The sequence below is a fragment of the Pseudomonas sp. 43A genome (assembly GCF_013363935.1).
Lineage (GTDB): Bacteria > Pseudomonadota > Gammaproteobacteria > Pseudomonadales > Pseudomonadaceae > Aquipseudomonas > Aquipseudomonas crudilactis.
This window is the reverse complement of record NZ_CP054880.1, coordinates 5,040,513-5,057,470: the sequence shown is the minus strand read 5'-3', so window position 1 is coordinate 5,057,470 and position 16,958 is coordinate 5,040,513. Positions and strand designations below refer to the sequence as shown.

At 59.2% G+C, this 16,958-nt stretch carries 13 protein-coding genes; 11 read left to right on the top strand and 2 right to left on the bottom strand.

The genetic code is table 11. The features are described from left to right. Nucleotides 1-33 precede the first annotated feature (33 nt). The 4 genes from prpC to prpD all read left to right on the top strand — a co-directional run bounded on the left by prpC (nt 34) and on the right by prpD (nt 7,067). A complete protein-coding gene (gene prpC / locus HUW52_RS22025; RefSeq protein ID WP_134175031.1) occupies nt 34-1,161 on the top strand; it encodes a 2-methylcitrate synthase in 1,128 nt (375 codons plus the stop codon). Nucleotides 1,162-1,362: 201 nt separating this feature from the next. After that, nucleotides 1,363-3,957 (top strand): Fe/S-dependent 2-methylisocitrate dehydratase AcnD, encoded by a 2,595-nt coding sequence (acnD, locus tag HUW52_RS22020; RefSeq protein ID WP_175554910.1) that lies wholly within the window; start codon nt 1,363-1,365, stop codon nt 3,955-3,957. Nucleotides 3,958-4,011: 54 nt separating this feature from the next. After that, complete coding sequence (gene prpF / locus HUW52_RS22015; protein WP_175554909.1) at nt 4,012-5,202, top strand: 2-methylaconitate cis-trans isomerase PrpF; 1,191 nt, start codon at nt 4,012-4,014, stop codon at nt 5,200-5,202. Nucleotides 5,203-5,582: 380 nt separating this feature from the next. Further along, the gene (gene prpD / locus HUW52_RS22010) at nt 5,583-7,067 is read left to right on the top strand and encodes a 2-methylcitrate dehydratase (protein ID WP_175554908.1); all 1,485 of its coding nucleotides are present in this window, start codon (nt 5,583-5,585) and stop codon (nt 7,065-7,067) included. On the opposite strand, the gene HUW52_RS22005 is transcribed toward prpD, so the two are convergent. Continuing rightward, nucleotides 7,060-7,989 carry a DMT family transporter gene (locus HUW52_RS22005; RefSeq protein WP_175554907.1) on the bottom strand — a complete coding sequence of 310 codons (930 nt, stop codon included), beginning with the start codon at nt 7,987-7,989 and terminating at the stop codon, nt 7,060-7,062. The two genes, prpD and HUW52_RS22005, sit on opposite strands and share 8 nt — an antisense overlap. Nucleotides 7,990-8,080: 91 nt before the next feature. Between HUW52_RS22005 and HUW52_RS22000 the strand changes: the two genes are divergently transcribed. Beyond that, on the top strand, nt 8,081-9,490 hold the full coding sequence (locus tag HUW52_RS22000) for a PLP-dependent aminotransferase family protein (RefSeq protein ID WP_175554906.1): 1,410 nt from the start codon (nt 8,081-8,083) through the stop codon (nt 9,488-9,490). 119 nt (nt 9,491-9,609) lie between these two features. Here HUW52_RS22000 and HUW52_RS21995 read toward each other — a convergent pair whose 3' ends face one another. Then, complete coding sequence (locus HUW52_RS21995) at nt 9,610-10,428, bottom strand: pyruvate, water dikinase regulatory protein (RefSeq protein WP_016985584.1); 819 nt, start codon at nt 10,426-10,428, stop codon at nt 9,610-9,612. A 174-nt stretch (nt 10,429-10,602) separates the two neighbouring features. On the opposite strand from HUW52_RS21995, the gene ppsA reads away from it, so the two are divergent. The 6 genes from ppsA to HUW52_RS21965 all read left to right on the top strand — a co-directional run bounded on the left by ppsA (nt 10,603) and on the right by HUW52_RS21965 (nt 16,941). After that, nucleotides 10,603-12,978, top strand: coding sequence for a phosphoenolpyruvate synthase (ppsA, locus tag HUW52_RS21990; RefSeq protein WP_175554905.1), 2,376 nt, complete (start codon nt 10,603-10,605; stop codon nt 12,976-12,978). A 98-nt stretch (nt 12,979-13,076) separates the two neighbouring features. Further along, complete coding sequence (locus HUW52_RS21985; RefSeq protein WP_175554904.1) at nt 13,077-14,066, top strand: alpha/beta fold hydrolase; 990 nt, start codon at nt 13,077-13,079, stop codon at nt 14,064-14,066. Nucleotides 14,067-14,292: 226 nt separating this feature from the next. Further along, nucleotides 14,293-14,784 (top strand): ribonuclease E activity regulator RraA, encoded by a 492-nt coding sequence (rraA, locus tag HUW52_RS21980; RefSeq protein WP_175554903.1) that lies wholly within the window; start codon nt 14,293-14,295, stop codon nt 14,782-14,784. 22 nt (nt 14,785-14,806) lie between these two features. After that, complete coding sequence (locus tag HUW52_RS21975) at nt 14,807-15,802, top strand: zinc transporter ZntB (protein ID WP_175554902.1); 996 nt, start codon at nt 14,807-14,809, stop codon at nt 15,800-15,802. 63 nt (nt 15,803-15,865) lie between these two features. Continuing rightward, nucleotides 15,866-16,114, top strand: coding sequence for a hypothetical protein (locus tag HUW52_RS21970; RefSeq protein WP_008076827.1), 249 nt, complete (start codon nt 15,866-15,868; stop codon nt 16,112-16,114). A 2-nt stretch (nt 16,115-16,116) separates the two neighbouring features. Further along, complete coding sequence (locus tag HUW52_RS21965) at nt 16,117-16,941, top strand: mechanosensitive ion channel domain-containing protein (RefSeq protein ID WP_007916401.1); 825 nt, start codon at nt 16,117-16,119, stop codon at nt 16,939-16,941. Nucleotides 16,942-16,958: the final 17 nt, after the last annotated feature.

Here is a 16,958-nt window from a genome sequence, read left to right as displayed (position 1 = left end):
CACTCCCTAACAAATTCAAGATTGGAGATAGAAATGGCCGAAGCAAAAGTACTCAGTGGCGCCGGGCTCCGTGGCCAGGTTGCCGGGCAAACCGCACTGTCCACCGTGGGCCAGGCCGGTGCCGGGCTGACCTATCGCGGCTACGACGTGCGCGAACTGGCAGCCGATGCGCAATTTGAAGAGGTCGCTTACCTGCTGCTTTACGGCGAGCTACCGACCCAGGCGCAGCTCGACGAATACCAAGGCAAACTGAGCAAGCTGCGCGACCTGCCGCAAGCGCTGAAAGAAGTGCTCGAACGCATCCCCGCCGACGCCCACCCGATGGACGTAATGCGCACCGGTTGCTCGTTCCTCGGCAACCTCGAACCGGAGAAAGACTTCTCTGAGCAGCGCGACAAGACTGACCGTCTGCTCGCCGCATTCCCGGCGATCATGTGCTACTGGTATCGCTTCAGCCACGACGGCAAACGCATCAATTGCGTCAGCGACGAGCCGACCATCGGCGGCCACTTCCTGCACCTGCTGCACGACAAGAAGCCAAGCGAGCTGCACGTCAAGGTGATGAACGTCTCGCTGATCCTTTACGCCGAGCACGAATTCAACGCCTCGACCTTCACCGCCCGCGTCTGCGCCTCGACTCTGTCTGATTTGTATTCTTGCGTAACGGCCGCTATTGGTTCGCTGCGCGGCCCCCTGCATGGCGGCGCCAACGAAGCGGCGATGGAAATGATCGAGCGCTTCTCGTCGCCGGAAGACGCGATCAAAGGCACCCTCGGCATGCTCGAGCGCAAAGACAAGATCATGGGCTTCGGCCACGCGATCTATAAGGACAGCGATCCGCGCAACGAGGTGATCAAGGGCTGGTCGAAAAAGCTCGCCGATGAAGTCGGTGACAAGGTGCTGTTCCCGGTATCCGAAGCCATCGACAAGACCATGTGGGAGCAGAAAAAATTGTTCCCCAACGCCGATTTCTACCATGCCTCGGCGTACCACTTCATGGGCATTCCGACCAAGCTGTTCACACCGATCTTCGTCTGCTCGCGCCTGACCGGCTGGGCCGCGCACGTGTTCGAACAACGTGCCAACAACCGCATCATCCGCCCCAGCGCCGAGTACATCGGCGTCGAACAGCGCAAGTTCGTGCCAATAGAACGTCGCTGAATGGTGAGTGCCAACCATCGGCATTGAAATCACCCAGATCCTGTGGGAGCGAGCTTGCTCGCGAATGCGGTAGATCAGTCGACATTGATGCTGAATGTCAGTCCGTCTTCGCGAGCAAGCTCGCTCCCACAGTGGCCGGTGTGAATTTCAGGTCGGTGTTTGCCCACCCTTTGCAACCACCGTGACCCGAGTCCTGACCCGATGAACACAGAATTCCGCAAAACCCTGCCCGGCAGCCCTCTGGATTATTTCGACGCTCGCGCAGCTGTCGAAGCGATCCAGCCCGGCAGTTACGCCACCCTGCCGTACACCTCTCGCGTGCTGGCGGAAAACCTCGTGCGTCGCTGCGACCCGGCCACGCTCACCGATTCCCTCAAGCAACTGATCGAACGCAAGCGCGACCTCGACTTCCCATGGTTCCCGGCGCGTGTGGTCTGCCACGACATTCTCGGCCAGACCGCGTTGGTCGACCTCGCCGGCCTGCGCGACGCCATCGCGTTGCAGGGCGGCGACCCGGCGCAGGTCAACCCGGTGGTGCCGACGCAATTGATCGTCGACCATTCGCTGGCGGTGGAAGCGGGCGGTTTCGACAAGCAGGCGTTCGAGAAGAACCGCGCCATCGAAGACCGTCGCAACGAAGACCGTTTCCACTTCATCAACTGGACCAAAAAAGCCTTCAAGAACGTCGACGTGATCCCGCCGGGCAACGGCATCATGCACCAGATCAACCTGGAGAAAATGTCTCCGGTGATCCAGGTGCGTGAGGGCGTGGCATTCCCTGATACCTGTGTCGGTACCGACAGTCATACGCCGCATGTCGATGCTTTGGGCGTGATCGCCATCGGTGTCGGCGGCCTCGAAGCCGAGAGCGTGATGCTCGGTCGCGCGTCGTGGATGCGCCTGCCGGAAAGCGTTGGCGTCGAACTGACTGGCAAGCTGCAACCGGGTATCACCGCCACCGACATGGTGCTGGCGCTGACCGAATACCTGCGCAAACAGAAAGTCGTCGGCGCGTGGCTGGAGTTCTTCGGCGAAGGCGCAGCGGCGCTGACCCTCGGCGACCGCGCGACCATCTCCAACATGGCCCCGGAATACGGCGCCACCGCGGCGATGTTCTACATCGACCAGCAGACCATCGATTACCTGAAACTCACCGGCAGGGAAGACCAGCAAGTACAGCTCGTAGAGCAATACGCCAAGCTCACCGGCCTGTGGGCCGACAGTCTAAAAGGAGCGCAATACGAGCGCGGCCTGACATTTGATCTGTCGTCGGTGGTGCGCAACATGGCCGGCCCAAGCAACCCGCACGCTCGTGTTGCAGTGTCGGATCTGGCAGCCAAGGGCATTTCCGGGCAGTGGGATGACGTGCCGGGGCAAATGCCCGACGGCGCAGTGATCATCGCCGCCATCACCAGTTGCACCAACACCAGCAACCCGCGCAACGTCATCGCTGCGGGCCTGCTCGCGCGCAACGCCAACAAACTCGGTCTGACCCGCAAGCCGTGGGTGAAATCCTCGCTGGCACCGGGTTCGAAAACCGTCGCGCTGTACCTCGACGAAGCAGGGCTGACCACTGAGCTGGAGCAGCTTGGTTTCGGTGTCGTAGCCTTCGCCTGCACCACCTGCAATGGCATGTCCGGCGCGCTCGATCCGCTGATCCAGCAAGAGATCATCGACCGCGATCTGTACGCCACCGCCGTGCTTTCCGGCAACCGCAACTTTGACGGCCGCATTCACCCGTATGCCAAGCAAGCGTTCCTCGCTTCGCCGCCGCTGGTGGTCGCATACGCCATCGCCGGGACCATCCGTTTCGACATCGAAAAAGATGTGTTGGGCGTGGTCGACGGCAAGGAAATCCGCCTCAAAGACATCTGGCCGAGCGACGAGGAAATCGACGCCGTGGTGAAATCTTCGGTCAAGCCTGAGCAGTTCCGTCAGGTCTACATTCCGATGTTCGCCGTCCACGAAGACACCGGCCCGAAAGTCACGCCGCTGTACGACTGGCGCGAAATGAGCACCTACATTCGCCGTCCGCCGTATTGGGAAGGCGCGCTGGCCGGCGCGCGGCCGCTGAAGGGCATGCGCCCGCTGGCGGTGCTGCCGGACAACATCACCACCGATCACCTGTCGCCATCCAACGCGATCATGCTCGACAGCGCCGCCGGCGAATACCTGGCGAAAATGGGCCTGCCGGAAGAGGACTTCAACTCTTACGCGACCCACCGTGGCGACCACTTGACCGCGCAGCGCGCAACCTTCGCCAACCCGAAACTGTTCAATGAAATGGTCGTGGAAAACGGCAAGGTCAAACAGGGTTCGCTGGCGCGTGTCGAGCCGGAAGGCAAGGTCATGCGCATGTGGGAAGCCATCGAAACCTACATGGAACGCAAGCAGCCGCTGATCATTATTGCCGGCGCCGATTACGGTCAGGGTTCGTCCCGTGACTGGGCGGCGAAAGGCGTGCGTCTGGCCGGTGTCGAGGCGATTGCCGCAGAAGGTTTCGAGCGCATTCACCGCACCAACCTGGTGGGCATGGGCGTGTTGCCGCTGGAGTTCAAAGCGGGCACTGACCGTCACACCCTGGCCATCGACGGCAGCGAAACCTACGACGTGATCGGCGAGCGCAAACCGCGCGCGGATCTGACGCTGGTGATCCATCGCAAGAACGGCGAGCGCGTTGACGTGCCGGTCACTTGCCGTCTCGATACCGCTGAAGAAGTGTCGATCTACGAGGCTGGCGGCGTGTTGCAGCGCTTCGCTCAGGACTTCCTCGAAGAGTCGGCGGTTGCCGTTTAAATCAACTGATGCGGGCATGGGATTTTAAGTCCCATGCTTTCGGTAAGGAGCAATATGGCTCACGCACCACAGATTAAAATCCCCGCCACCTACATGCGCGGCGGCACCAGCAAAGGCGTGTTTTTCAGTCTCAAGGATCTGCCCGAAGCGGCGCAGATTCCCGGCCCGGTTCGCGACGCTTTATTGCTGCGCGTGATCGGCAGCCCCGACCCGTACGACAAGCAGATCGACGGCATGGGCGGCGCGACGTCGAGCACCAGCAAAACCGTGATCCTGTCGAAAAGCATCAAGGCTGATCACGACGTCGATTACCTGTTTGGTCAGGTCTCGATCGACAAGCCATTCGTGGATTGGAGCGGCAACTGCGGCAACCTTTCGGCAGCGGTCGGTTCGTTCGCGATCAGCAATGGTCTGGTCGACGCCAGCCGCATTCCGCACAACGGTGTCGCGGTGGTGCGCGTGTGGCAGGCCAACATCGGCAAAACGATTATTGCCCACGTGCCGATCACCAATGGCGAAGTGCAGGAAACCGGTGATTTCGAACTCGACGGGGTGACCTTTCCGGCGGCTGAAGTGCAGGTTGAATTCATGGACCCGGCGGCAGAAGAAGAGGGCGGCGGTGGCTCGATGTTCCCCACCGGCAACTTGATCGATGAGCTGGAAGTGCCGGGTGTCGGCACCTTCAAGGCAACCATGATCAATGCCGGCATCCCGACGATTTTCGTCAACGCCGAAGCCATCGGTTACACCGGGACCGAGTTGCAGAGCGCGATCAACAGCGATCCGAAAGCGTTGCAGATGTTTGAGACGATTCGGGCTTACGGCGCATTGCGCATGGGCTTGATTGCCAATCTCGATGAAGCAGCGAAACGGCAGCACACGCCGAAAGTCGCGTTTGTCGCCAAGCCTGCGGATTACGTGGCGTCGAGTGGCAAAGCGGTTGGCGCCGGCGATGTCGATTTGCTGGTGCGCGCCTTGTCGATGGGCAAGTTGCATCACGCGATGATGGGCACGGCGGCGGTGGCGATTGGTACTGCGGCAGCCATTTCCGGCACGTTGGTGAACCTTGCGGCAGGTGGCGTTGAACGTAGCGCCGTGCGTTTCGGGCATCCGTCCGGAACCCTGCGCGTCGGCGCTGAAGCCAGCCTGGAAAACGGCGAGTGGGTAGTCAAAAAAGCAATCATGAGCCGCAGTGCGCGTGTGCTGATGGAAGGTTATGTGCGCATCCCCGGGGATTCCTTCTGACTTGAAATCTTTTACCCTCATCGGAACGCCGCCCGCCCAGCCCTCTCCCGGAGGGAGAGGGGGCCGACCGAGGTGTCCGGAGATGTACATCGACCTGAAAGATCGGGGCGATTATGGATTCAGTGAGGGCGGATCGGGCGTGCTGAAGTTTGATATTCACCTGCTCGATTATGGATTCAGCGCAGATCGTTCACTTCGGTGAACCTCTGAAGCATCCCCCATTCAGTTCCCTCTCCCTCGGGAGAGGGCTAGGGTGAGGGGCCCACCCACTGAAGAAACCCAAAACAAGCAGGCACCCCAGACCTGCAATCAACCAGACCCAACCCGCCAAGCCCTGAGGAAGACCGCACCACTCATCATTCCCGCACAGGAGAACCGCAATGAGCGCCAACGTCGACCTGAACAACCGCCCCGACTACGACCATGTCCTGCAGGATATCGCCGATTACGTCCTCACCTTCAAAGCCCCCTCTGCCGAAGCACTCGATACCGCCCGCAACTGCCTGATGGACACGCTGGGCTGTGGCCTGCTGGCACTGCGTTTTCCCGAGTGCACCAAACACCTAGGCCCGATAGTCGAAGGAACGGTGGTTCCTTACGGTGCGCGGGTCCCCGGCACCAGCTATCGCCTCGATCCGGTCAAAGCCGCGTGGGACATCGGCTGTATCGTCCGCTGGCTCGACTACAACGACACCTGGCTCGCCGCCGAATGGGGCCATCCCTCGGACAACCTCGGTGGCATTCTCGCGGTGGCCGATCACCTCTCGCAGAAACGCCTGGCCAACGCTGAAGCACCGCTGACCATTCGCGATGTACTCGAAGCGATGATCATGGCCCACGAGATTCAAGGCGTGATCGCCCTGGAAAACTCCTTCAATCGCGTAGGACTCGATCACGTCATTCTGGTCAAAGTCGCCTCAACCGCCGTCACCGCCAAACTGATGGGCGCCAATCGCGAGCAATTGCTGTCGGCGTTGTCCCACGCGTTCGCCGATGGTCAGGCACTGCGCACTTATCGTCATGCACCGAACGCCGGCTCGCGAAAGTCCTGGGCGGCGGGGGATGCGACGAGTCGTGGTGTGCGTCTGGCCGACATCGCCATGCGCGGCGAAATGGGCATTCCCGGGGTGCTGACTGCGAAACAGTGGGGCTTTTATGATGTGCTGTTCAGCCACACCAACAGCGATCTGGCGCTGAAACCGGAAGATAAACGTGCTTTCAGTTTTTCGCGGCCGTTCGGCAGTTACGTGATGGAAAACGTGCTGTTCAAGATCAGCTTCCCCGCCGAGTTTCATGCGCAAACTGCCTGCGAAGCCGCGGTGACCTTGCACCCGCACGTGCGCAATCGCCTGCACGAAATCGACAAAATCGTCATCACCACCCACGAATCGGCGATTCGCATCATTTCCAAAGTCGGGCCGCTGGCCAACGCTGCCGACCGCGACCACTGCATCCAGTACATGACCGCCGTGCCGCTGGCCTTCGGCAATCTGGTCGCCGAGCAGTACGAAGATGATTTCCACAAGGCGCACCCGATCATCGATGTACTGCGCGAGAAAATGGTTATCGTCGAAGATCCGCGTTTCACTCGCGAATATCTGGAGGCCGACAAACGCTCGATCGCCAATGCCGTGCAGGTGTTTTTCAAGGACGGCAGCAGCACCGACAACGTCGTTGTGGAATACCCGATCGGTCATCGTCGCCGCCGTGCCGAGGGCATTCCGTTGCTTGAGGACAAGTTCAAAGCCAACCTGGCCACGCGCTTCACCGGCCAGCGCAGCAGCGAAATCTTCGCGTTGTGCAAGGATCCGGCGCAGCTCGAAGCCACCCCGGTCAATCGTTTTGTGGATATGTTGGTTATCTGAACCACTTTTCCACAGGCAATTTGGTGAGCGCAAACCCGCTCAACAAAACCGCCGAATAGATCATCAGCTCCCGGGACAGGGTTTGCCCCTCGTACCAGGCGCCGATGATCACGGCGAACACCGGGAAAATGATAAACACGAACGACAGAATGATCGGGCTCAAGCGTTTAAGCAGTAAAAAGTAAACGATGAATCCGCCCACCGACGCCACCAGTCCCAGATACAGCAGGGCGCCCCACGAGCGCGCGCTAACGTCACTGAATACCGGCGTCTCAACGCTCAGTCCGACAATAAATAACATCAGTCCGGCGATACCGATCGGCAGGGTGTTGTAGGTGATCACGCTGATCGCGCTGCCGTGTTTTTTCGTCACCACGTAACACAGCGCGTGCATCACCGCTGCGCACAGGATCGCTAGCACCCCCAGCCATTCGGCCTGATCCAGGTGCAGACCCTGACTACGAATAATCATGAACAGACTGCCAAAGCCGATCGCGATACCGAGCATCTGCGACGGGTAGATTTTCTCGCGCAGAAACAGCGCGGAAAACAGCAGGATAAACACCGGCATGCAACTGAACAGCAGCGCTGTCAGGCCCGATGACACGTGCATCTCGCCGTAGTTGAGCAGGTAGTAGGGCAGGCTGAAATACGACAGCGTGACGAACAAAAAAAACCAGCGACTTTGCCGGGGAAACAACAGCGGTTCCTTGCGCAACAGCGCGAAGCTGAGGAACAGCGGAAAGGCAATCAGAAAACGCAGCCCGGCGGCCGTCAGTGGCGGCACGCTTTCCACGGCAATCTTGATCCCCAGCCACGTCGTGCCCCAGCTCAGACAGACGATCAGAAACAGCGTGCTGGTGATCAAGCCGGCGAGCCAGGGTTTGCTGATGTTTATCGGTGTACTGATGGCGGTCGACATGTGGCGTGCTCCGAAACTGTGGAATTGACCTTGTAGCGGAAACGGTCTATTCATGATTGAACCTGTTTAAAGCACGCTATTCGGGGTGACAATGACTGTCAAAGTAAGTATTGCCATGGTGTCAATCCTCCGCGACGGCCTCGTCAATGGCGTGGGCGTGAAATACAAACGTCTAGCGGATGCAGTCGCGCAAGCCATCGATGAAGGCGTTATCGATGCAGGATGCAAGTTGCCGCCGCACCGTTTGCTGGCGGACAGCCTGGGAGTGACCATCGGCACCATCAGCCGTGCCTACGGTGAGCTTGAGCGTGTCGGACTGGTGGTTGCTCGCGTAGGAGATGGCACCTACGTCTGTCAGCGCGGGATGGAGCGGCCGCAGGACAAAGGCTTTCGCAATGTCAGTGATGAGCCTTCAGCCTGTTTCGACATGAGCCGCAATCAACCGATGCCAGGGCAGGAAGCGGCGTTCATGAGCCAGAGCCTGCAGGAGTTGGCCAGCGATCCGCGCGTTTTGCAGCAATTGACCGGCTACACCGCTGAAGCTGGGCTGGCACGGCATCGTGTGGCGGGGGCGGTGTGGTTGCAGCATGCGGAATTTGTCCCGCACGCCGATCAGGTGTTGTGCGTCAACGGTGGTCAGCATGGTCTGTTGTGCGCGTTGATGGGTTTGCTCAAGGCCGGCGACACGGTGGTCACCGAACATTTGTCCTACCCAGGGTTGATCGGCGTCGCACGTCAGCTGGGGATAAAACTGATCGGTGCCGCGCTGGATGACGAAGGATTGTTGCCGTCGGCACTGGAGGACATCTGCCGTCAGCATCGGGTTTCGGCGATGTATTGCACGCCGACGATCCAGAATCCTACGGCTGCAGTCATGTCGATCTCACGGCGCGAGGCGATTGCCGATATCTGCCGCCAGCACAATTTGCTGATTATCGAAGACGAAGCCCACGCCGTGCTGGACCGTCAGCGCCCGTTGCCGCTGAGTTATTTCGCGCCGGAGCGTTCGGTATTGATCGGCAGTCTGAGCAAGGCCGTTTCAGCGGGTTTGCGCGTCGGTTATCTGCACGCGCCGCAAGCGTTGATCGGGCGTTTGAGTGCGGCCATTCGCGCAACGTGCTGGATGGCCAATCCGCTCTCGATGGAAGTGGCCAGTCTGTGGATCGAAAGCGGCATGGCCGAGCGTTTGCTGGACGAACAGATCAGCGAGATCGCTCGGCGCAAGGCTTTGGTGGCGCCGGTTCTGCAGGGTTTGAATTACAAGACTCACCCTTACAGCCCGCACTTTTGGGTGGAAGTGCCTGAGCTGTGGCGGGCGTCGCAGATTGCGGCGGAGTTGAAGGAGAACAACTATCTGGTCGCCACGGCTGAAGCGTTTGCGGTCGGGCATTCAGCGGTGCCGCAGTTTATTCGGGTGAGTGTGTGCAATGCGGTGGGGGATGATCGCTTGCTGCTCGCAGGTTTTGAGGCTTTGGCGAATGCATTAACAGACACCGTGTAATCGTTCTTCGCGAGCAGGCTCGCTCCCACAAGGGGGGGGTGAATGCAAAATGTGCAAACACCCGAGAACCCTGTGGGAGCGAGCTTGCTCGCGAAGGCGTCAGCCCAGACACCACAAATCTATTTGAACCGCCGCTCCACACCTTTCTCCACCAGAATCTTCGCCGAAATCTCTTCCACGGAAAAATGCGTGGAGTTGATGTTCGGGATGTTCTCGCGGCGGAACAGATTCTCCACTTCGCGCACTTCGAATTCGCACTGCGCATAACTCGAATAACGGCTGTTGGGCTTGCGCTCATTGCGGATCGCGGTGAGGCGATCCGGGTCGATGGTCAGGCCAAACAACTTGTGCTGGTGGGCGCGCAGGGCGTTCGGCAGAGTCAGGCGCTCCATGTCGTCTTCGGTCAGCGGATAGTTGGCCGCGCGGATGCCAAATTGCATGGCCATGTACAGACACGTCGGCGTTTTGCCGCATCGCGACACGCCCACTAGTATCAGGTCGGCTTTGTCGTAATAGTGGGTGCGCGCACCGTCATCGTTGTCGAGGGCGAAGTTGACCGCCTCGATGCGCTCCATGTAATTGGAGTTGTGTCCGATCGAGTGAGACTTGCCGACGGTGTAGGAAGAATGTTCGGTCAGTTCCTGCTCAAGCGGGGCGAGGAAGGTCGAGAAAATGTCGATCATGAAACCATTGGACGTTGCGAGAATCTCACGGATGTCCTGATTGACGATGGTGTCGAAGATGATCGGGCGAAAGCCGTCGGTTTCAGCGGCTTTGTTGATTTGTTGTACCATGGCCCGCGCTTTTTCAACGCTGTCGATGTACGGTCGCGTGAATTTGCTGAAGGTAATGTTTTCGAACTGCGCCAGAAGGCTTTGACCCAGGGTTTCGGCAGTGATGCCGGTGCCATCGGAGATGAAGAAAGCAGATCGTTTCATTTGCACCTTGGGCCTTAAGCTAATGAGCATTTCTGGATATGATAGGCGCGATTTGTCGGCCGCGACTGGCCCGCATTCTCACTTATTTTCCAGGTCCAGGCCATACAACCGGCCAAGGCTCCCCCGGGCCGCCGGTTTCTGAGCTTTTCCAACACAGTTAGTGGAGAGATCACCTTGGTAGAGTACGTAGTTTCCCTCGATAAGCTCGGCAAACACGATGTTGAGCATGTGGGGGGCAAGAACGCATCCCTGGGCGAGATGATCAGTAACCTGGCAGGCGCCGGTGTTTCGGTCCCCGGCGGTTTCGCCACGACGGCTCAGGCTTATCGTGATTTCCTCGAACTGAGCGGCCTCAACGACCAGATCCACGCGGCCCTCGATGCGCTCGACGTCGACGACGTCAACGCCCTGGCCAAAACCGGCGCACAGATCCGTCAATGGATCATGGAAGCCGAATTCCCTGAAAAACTGAATGCCGAAATCCGCACCGCGTTCGCCGCGCTGTCGGCCGGCAACCCTGACGTGGCCGTGGCTGTGCGTTCTTCCGCCACCGCCGAAGACTTGCCGGACGCCTCGTTCGCCGGTCAGCAGGAAACCTTCCTGAACATCCGTGGTGTGGAAAACGTTATCCGCGCCGCCAAAGAGGTGTTCGCTTCTCTGTTCAACGACCGTGCAATTTCCTACCGCGTGCACCAGGGCTTCGACCACAAACTGGTCGCCCTGTCGGCTGGCGTGCAGCGCATGGTGCGTTCGGAAACCGGCACTGCCGGCGTGATGTTCACCCTCGATACCGAATCCGGTTTCCGTGATGTGGTGTTCATCACCGGCGCCTACGGTCTGGGCGAAACAGTCGTACAAGGCGCGGTCAACCCCGACGAATTCTACGTGCACAAGGGCACGCTGGAGGCCGGTCGCCCGGCGATCCTGCGTCGCAACCTGGGCAGCAAAGCCATCAAGATGATCTACGGCGACGAGGCCAAGGCCGGTCGTTCGGTCAAGACCGTCGACGTCGACAAGGCTGATCGTGCGCGTTTCTGCCTGACCGACGCTGAAGTCAGCGAACTGGCCAAGCAAGCGATGATCATCGAAAAGCACTACGGCTGCCCGATGGACATCGAGTGGGCCAAGGACGGTGACGACGGCCAGTTGTACATCGTGCAGGCGCGTCCGGAAACCGTGAAAAGCCGCACCCAGGCCAACGTCATGGAACGTTACCTGCTGAAAGAAACCGGCACCGTGCTGGTGGAAGGTCGTGCGATTGGCCAGCGCATCGGCGCCGGTAAAGTGCGCATCATCAAGGACGTCTCCGAGATGGACAAAGTCCAGCCGGGCGACGTGCTGGTTTCCGATATGACCGACCCGGACTGGGAACCGGTGATGAAGCGCGCCAGCGCCATCGTCACCAACCGTGGCGGCCGTACCTGCCACGCAGCGATCATCGCTCGCGAGCTGGGTATTCCGGCAGTGGTCGGATGCGGCAACGCCACCCAACTGCTGAAGGATGGCCAAGGCGTGACCGTGTCCTGCGCTGAAGGCGACACCGGTTACATCTTCGAAGGCGAACTGGGCTTCGACATCAAGAAGAACTCCGTCGACGCCATGCCGGAGCTGCCGTTCAAGATCATGATGAACGTCGGCAACCCGGACCGCGCCTTCGACTTCGCGCAACTGCCGAACGCCGGTGTCGGCCTGGCTCGTCTTGAGTTCATCATCAACCGCATGATCGGTGTCCACCCGAAAGCGCTGTTGAACTACGACGGTCTGCCACAGGAAATCAAGGACAGTGTCGACAAGCGTATCGCCGGTTACAACGACCCGGTCGACTTCTACGTCGACAAGCTGGTGGAAGGCATCAGCACCCTGGCTGCCGCGTTCACGCCGAAAAAAGTCATCGTGCGCCTGTCGGACTTCAAGTCCAACGAATACGCCAACCTGATCGGCGGCAAGCTCTACGAGCCGGAAGAAGAAAACCCGATGCTGGGCTTCCGTGGCGCTTCGCGTTACATCAGCGAATCGTTCCGTGACTGCTTCGAACTCGAATGCCGCGCGCTGAAACGTGTGCGCAACGAGATGGGCCTGACCAACGTTGAAATCATGGTGCCGTTCGTCCGTACCCTCGGCGAAGCCAGCCAGGTTGTCGATCTGCTCGCCGAAAACGGCTTGAAGCGCGGCGAGAACGGGCTGCGCGTGATCATGATGTGCGAGCTGCCATCCAACGCGATCCTTGCTGAAGAATTCCTCGAATTCTTCGACGGCTTCTCGATCGGTTCCAACGACCTGACGCAGCTGACCCTGGGTCTGGACCGCGATTCCGGTATCATCGCGCACCTGTTCGATGAACGTAATCCGGCGGTCAAGAAGCTCTTGGCCAACGCGATTGCCGCGTGCAACAAGGCCGGCAAGTACATCGGTATCTGCGGTCAGGGTCCTTCGGACCACCCGGATCTGGCCAAGTGGCTGATGGAGCAGGGCATCGAAAGCGTGTCGCTGAACCCGGACACCGTGCTGGAAACCTGGTTCTTCCTCGCGGAAGGCCAGGCGCCGGCCTGATCAGTATGTGAACGGCCCGTTCCCCCTGTGGGAGCGGGTTTTGAGATTCAAGTAGGGCGGGCTCCTGTAGATGCCGCCCTTTTTTGTGCAAGAGCATTATGCAAAGCAGCAGTGACCTATTTCCTGTCGCCCTGATCAGCGCCGAACGGCGCGGTGATCTGAGCGAAGATGTGTATCGCTTGAAACCCGGCAACAGTCCCGACTGGTCCGTTGAAATCGCTGTGACCCGGTTGGGCATGGCCGATGACTCGGCGCCTCGCGGTGTGCCGGTGATTTTGCTGCACGGCAGTTTTTCCAATCGACGTTTCTGGTTTTCACCCAAAGGTCTGGGGCTGGGCGCGTATTTGACGCGTCTGGGTTTCGATGTGTGGATTCCGGAGATGCGCGGTCACGGCCTGTCGCAGCGCAACGAGGAATACCGCCGCAACCGTGTCGCCGACTATGCGCGATACGATCTGCCGGCGATTGCCGCGTTCGTGCGTGAGCAGAGCGGGCAGGTTCCGCACTGGATCGGCCATTCGCTGGGCGGCATCACTTTAGCTGCGGCGCTCGGTGGCGAGTACTTGGGCGAGCCGGCGGTGGCTTCGGCGGCATTTTTCGGCACCCAGGTCAGCCGCACATACTGGCCGCTGAAAATCCCGCCAGTGGAGTGGAGCAGCCGCTTCATTCTCAAGCGCTTCGCGCAACTGTCGGGCTCGCGGCTTAAACGTGGTCCGGAAGATGAACCAATCGGCCTGGCGCTGGAAAGCATGCGCTGGTACGGCCTGTTCGGCCGCTTCGGTGAAAAGGACAAGGATTGGTGGGCGGGTCTGGCCGACGTTCAAGTGCCAGTGCTGGCGGTGACCGCAGCCGGGGATCACCAGGATCCGGCCTGGGCCTGTCGCAAGTTGTTCGAGCAGATCGGCTCGGAGCACAAGCAGTTCGTCAATCTGGGCCGCGAGCAGGGCTTCAACGATAATTTCGGTCATGTTGAAATGTTGGTGAGCAAAGCCGCGCAGACTGAGGTATGGCCATTGGTGGCGCGTTGGTTGAACGATCAGCGCGCGCCGTTGTTGGGCGAGAAGCCGGATTTGGCTGCTGCGGTCTGAGAGGGAGGCCCTGAAAAGGGCATTTCGTTCGGGTTGGCTTGCGGCTAAGATATGACGAATTGTGCGGTTCTGGTCATATTCGGTGGCAGCTTAGCGATTACGTTTCAGCGTTTGTTCAGGTTCATTCAGCCAACATTCAATGAGCTAAGGTAAACAGCGACCACCGGAACTCGTCTCTTCAGAACGCGGCATCCTTGATCGTCTTGCTTTTTACAGGAGTTTTTCGATGAACCATTACCTTACGCCTGACCTGTGCGACGCCTATCCGGAGCTGGTGCAGGTGCTGGAACCGATGTTCAGCAATTTCGGTGGCCGTGATTCTTTCGGCGGCGAAATCGTGACCATCAAATGCTTCGAAGACAACTCGCTGGTCAAGGAGCAGGCCGAACTCAAAGGCAACGGCAAGGTGCTGGTGGTCGATGGCGGCGGTTCGCTGCGTCGCGCGCTGCTGGGCGACATGATTGCCGAGAAAGCCGCCAAAAATGGCTGGGAAGGGCTGGTGATCTACGGCTGCATCCGTGACGTCGACGTCATTGCCCAGACCGATCTGGGTGTGCAGGCGCTGGCCAGCCATCCGATGAAAACCGAAAAACGCGGCATCGGTGACCTCAACGTCGCGGTGACGTTTGCCGGCGTGACGTTCCACCCGGGTCAATACATTTATGCGGACAACAACGGCGTGATCGTCTCGCCTAACCCGCTGAAAATGCCTGAATAAGCTTTTCGACAAAGGGATGCGGATGTTCGAGGAAGAAAACGCGCAGTGGGGGCTGGTGCATGCCCTGGTGCTGGACGGAAAAGGCGGTGCGCGTTCGATAGCCCGGACTGAGCTCGACGATTTGCAGTTGCAGGCCCATGAAAGCCTGTGGCTGCATTGGGATCGCAGCCATCCGCAGACCCAGACCTGGCTGCGCAAATCCAGCGGTCTCAACGAATTCACCTGCGATTTGCTGCTGGAAGAGAACACGCGTCCGCGCCTGTTGCCGCTGCCGGATGCCGAGTTGCTGCTGTTTCTGCGCGGGGTCAATCTCAACCCTGGCGCCGAGCCGGAAGACATGGTTTCGGTGCGGATTTTTGCTTCCGCCCAGCGAGTGATTTCCCTGCGTCTGCGCCCATTGCGCGCCACCGATGAGCTGCTGGCGCTGTTGAGCGACGGCAAAGGCCCGAAAACCTCTTCTGAACTCATCCTTTATCTGGCGCAGTTCCTCACCAACAAGGTGCAGGATCTGGTCACTTGCCTCTCGGAAATCGCCGATGAGGAAGAAGAAAAGATGGATGCCGACGAACGGTATACCCCTGAGCATGGCGCCATTTTGCACATCCGTCGTCGGGCGGCCGGGCTGAAGCGTTTTCTTGCGCCGCAGCGGGATATTTTCGGACAACTGACGCGGATAAAACTGCCGTGGTTTGTCGATGACGATGCCGATTACTGGAACGAATTGAACAACAGCCTGACCCGCTATCTCGAAGAGCTCGAATTGACCCGAGAGCGCGTGGGGCTTGTGCTGGAGGCTGAAGACCGGCGCCTCAGCGAGCGTATGAATCGCACGATGTACCGCTTCGGCATCATCACCTGCATCTTTTTGCCGATGAGTTTCATCACCGGCTTGTTGGGCATCAATGTTGGCGGAATTCCATTCTCCAGCAGTCCTTATGGTTTCCTGATTGCCTGTTTGACGGTGCTCGCCCTGGCCTTCGGTCAGTGGTGGTTATTCCGTCGTTTGCGCTGGGTCTGAACATGGCGCATGTGACCCGACCAAATCTGCCCGCGTCTTTCACAGACATCACGAGAGGTGCGTATGCACGATCCGTTTGAACAGTCTTTGCGCGACATGCTCAACGCTTCGCCGTCCAGCCGCGACGACGATGCCTGTCTGGGCCGCGTACTCAAAACCGCCAACCGCCAGGTTGGCGCCGGTGATCTGTTCAGCCTGCTGGGCCGCTGGCTGCCCGCGCTGATGATCGCCCTGAATAACGGATCGGCCCATGTCTCGCCGGTTTCCCGTCTTCGTAAACCTACCGCTCGCACTGCTGATAAGGCTGATTGAATATGGAACTCGACCTCTGGACTCAGAGCCTCGTCACTGCAATGACTGCGTTGTGGACCAAAGTAGCCAACTTCATTCCGAACCTGTTCGGCGCACTGGTCGTGCTGCTGTTGGGTTTCGTCGTGGCCAAGCTGCTCGATACCTTGCTGTCCAAGCTGCTTGCCAAACTGGGCCTTGATCGCCTGATGGGTGGCACCGGCCTGACCAAATTGATGTCGCGAGCCGGGCTGCAAGTGCCGATCTCGACCCTGATCGGCAAAATCGTTTACTGGTTCGTTCTGCTGATTTTTCTGGTTTCGGCAGCAGAATCCCTTGGCCTTGAGCGAGTTTCAGCTACGCTGGATATGTTGGCGCTCTATTTGCCGAAAGTATTCGGCGCAGCCTTGGTGTTGCTGGTAGGTGTTTTGCTGGCGCAACTGGCCAACGGGCTGGTGCGCGGGGCGGCAGAAGGTGTGGGCCTGGACTACGCTTCGGGACTTGGACGGATAGCTCAGGGGCTGGTGATCATCATCAGTATCTCGGTGGCAATCAGTCAGCTCGAAGTCAAAACCGACCTGCTGAACCATGTGATTGTCATTGTATTGATTACCGTTGGTCTGGCGGTTGCGCTGGCCATGGGTTTGGGAAGCCGGGAAATTGCCGGTCAGATTCTTGCGGGAATCTATGTGCGTGAGTTGTATCAGGTTGGGCAACAAGTGCGTGTTGGCGAGGTCGAAGGGCAGATCGAGGAGATCGGCACGGTTAAAACCACATTGCTGACCGATGAGGGTGAGCTAGTCTCTCTTTCCAATCGGATCCTGCTGGAACAGCATGTGAGTAGCCGCTAATCCGGCAAACCCTGCTA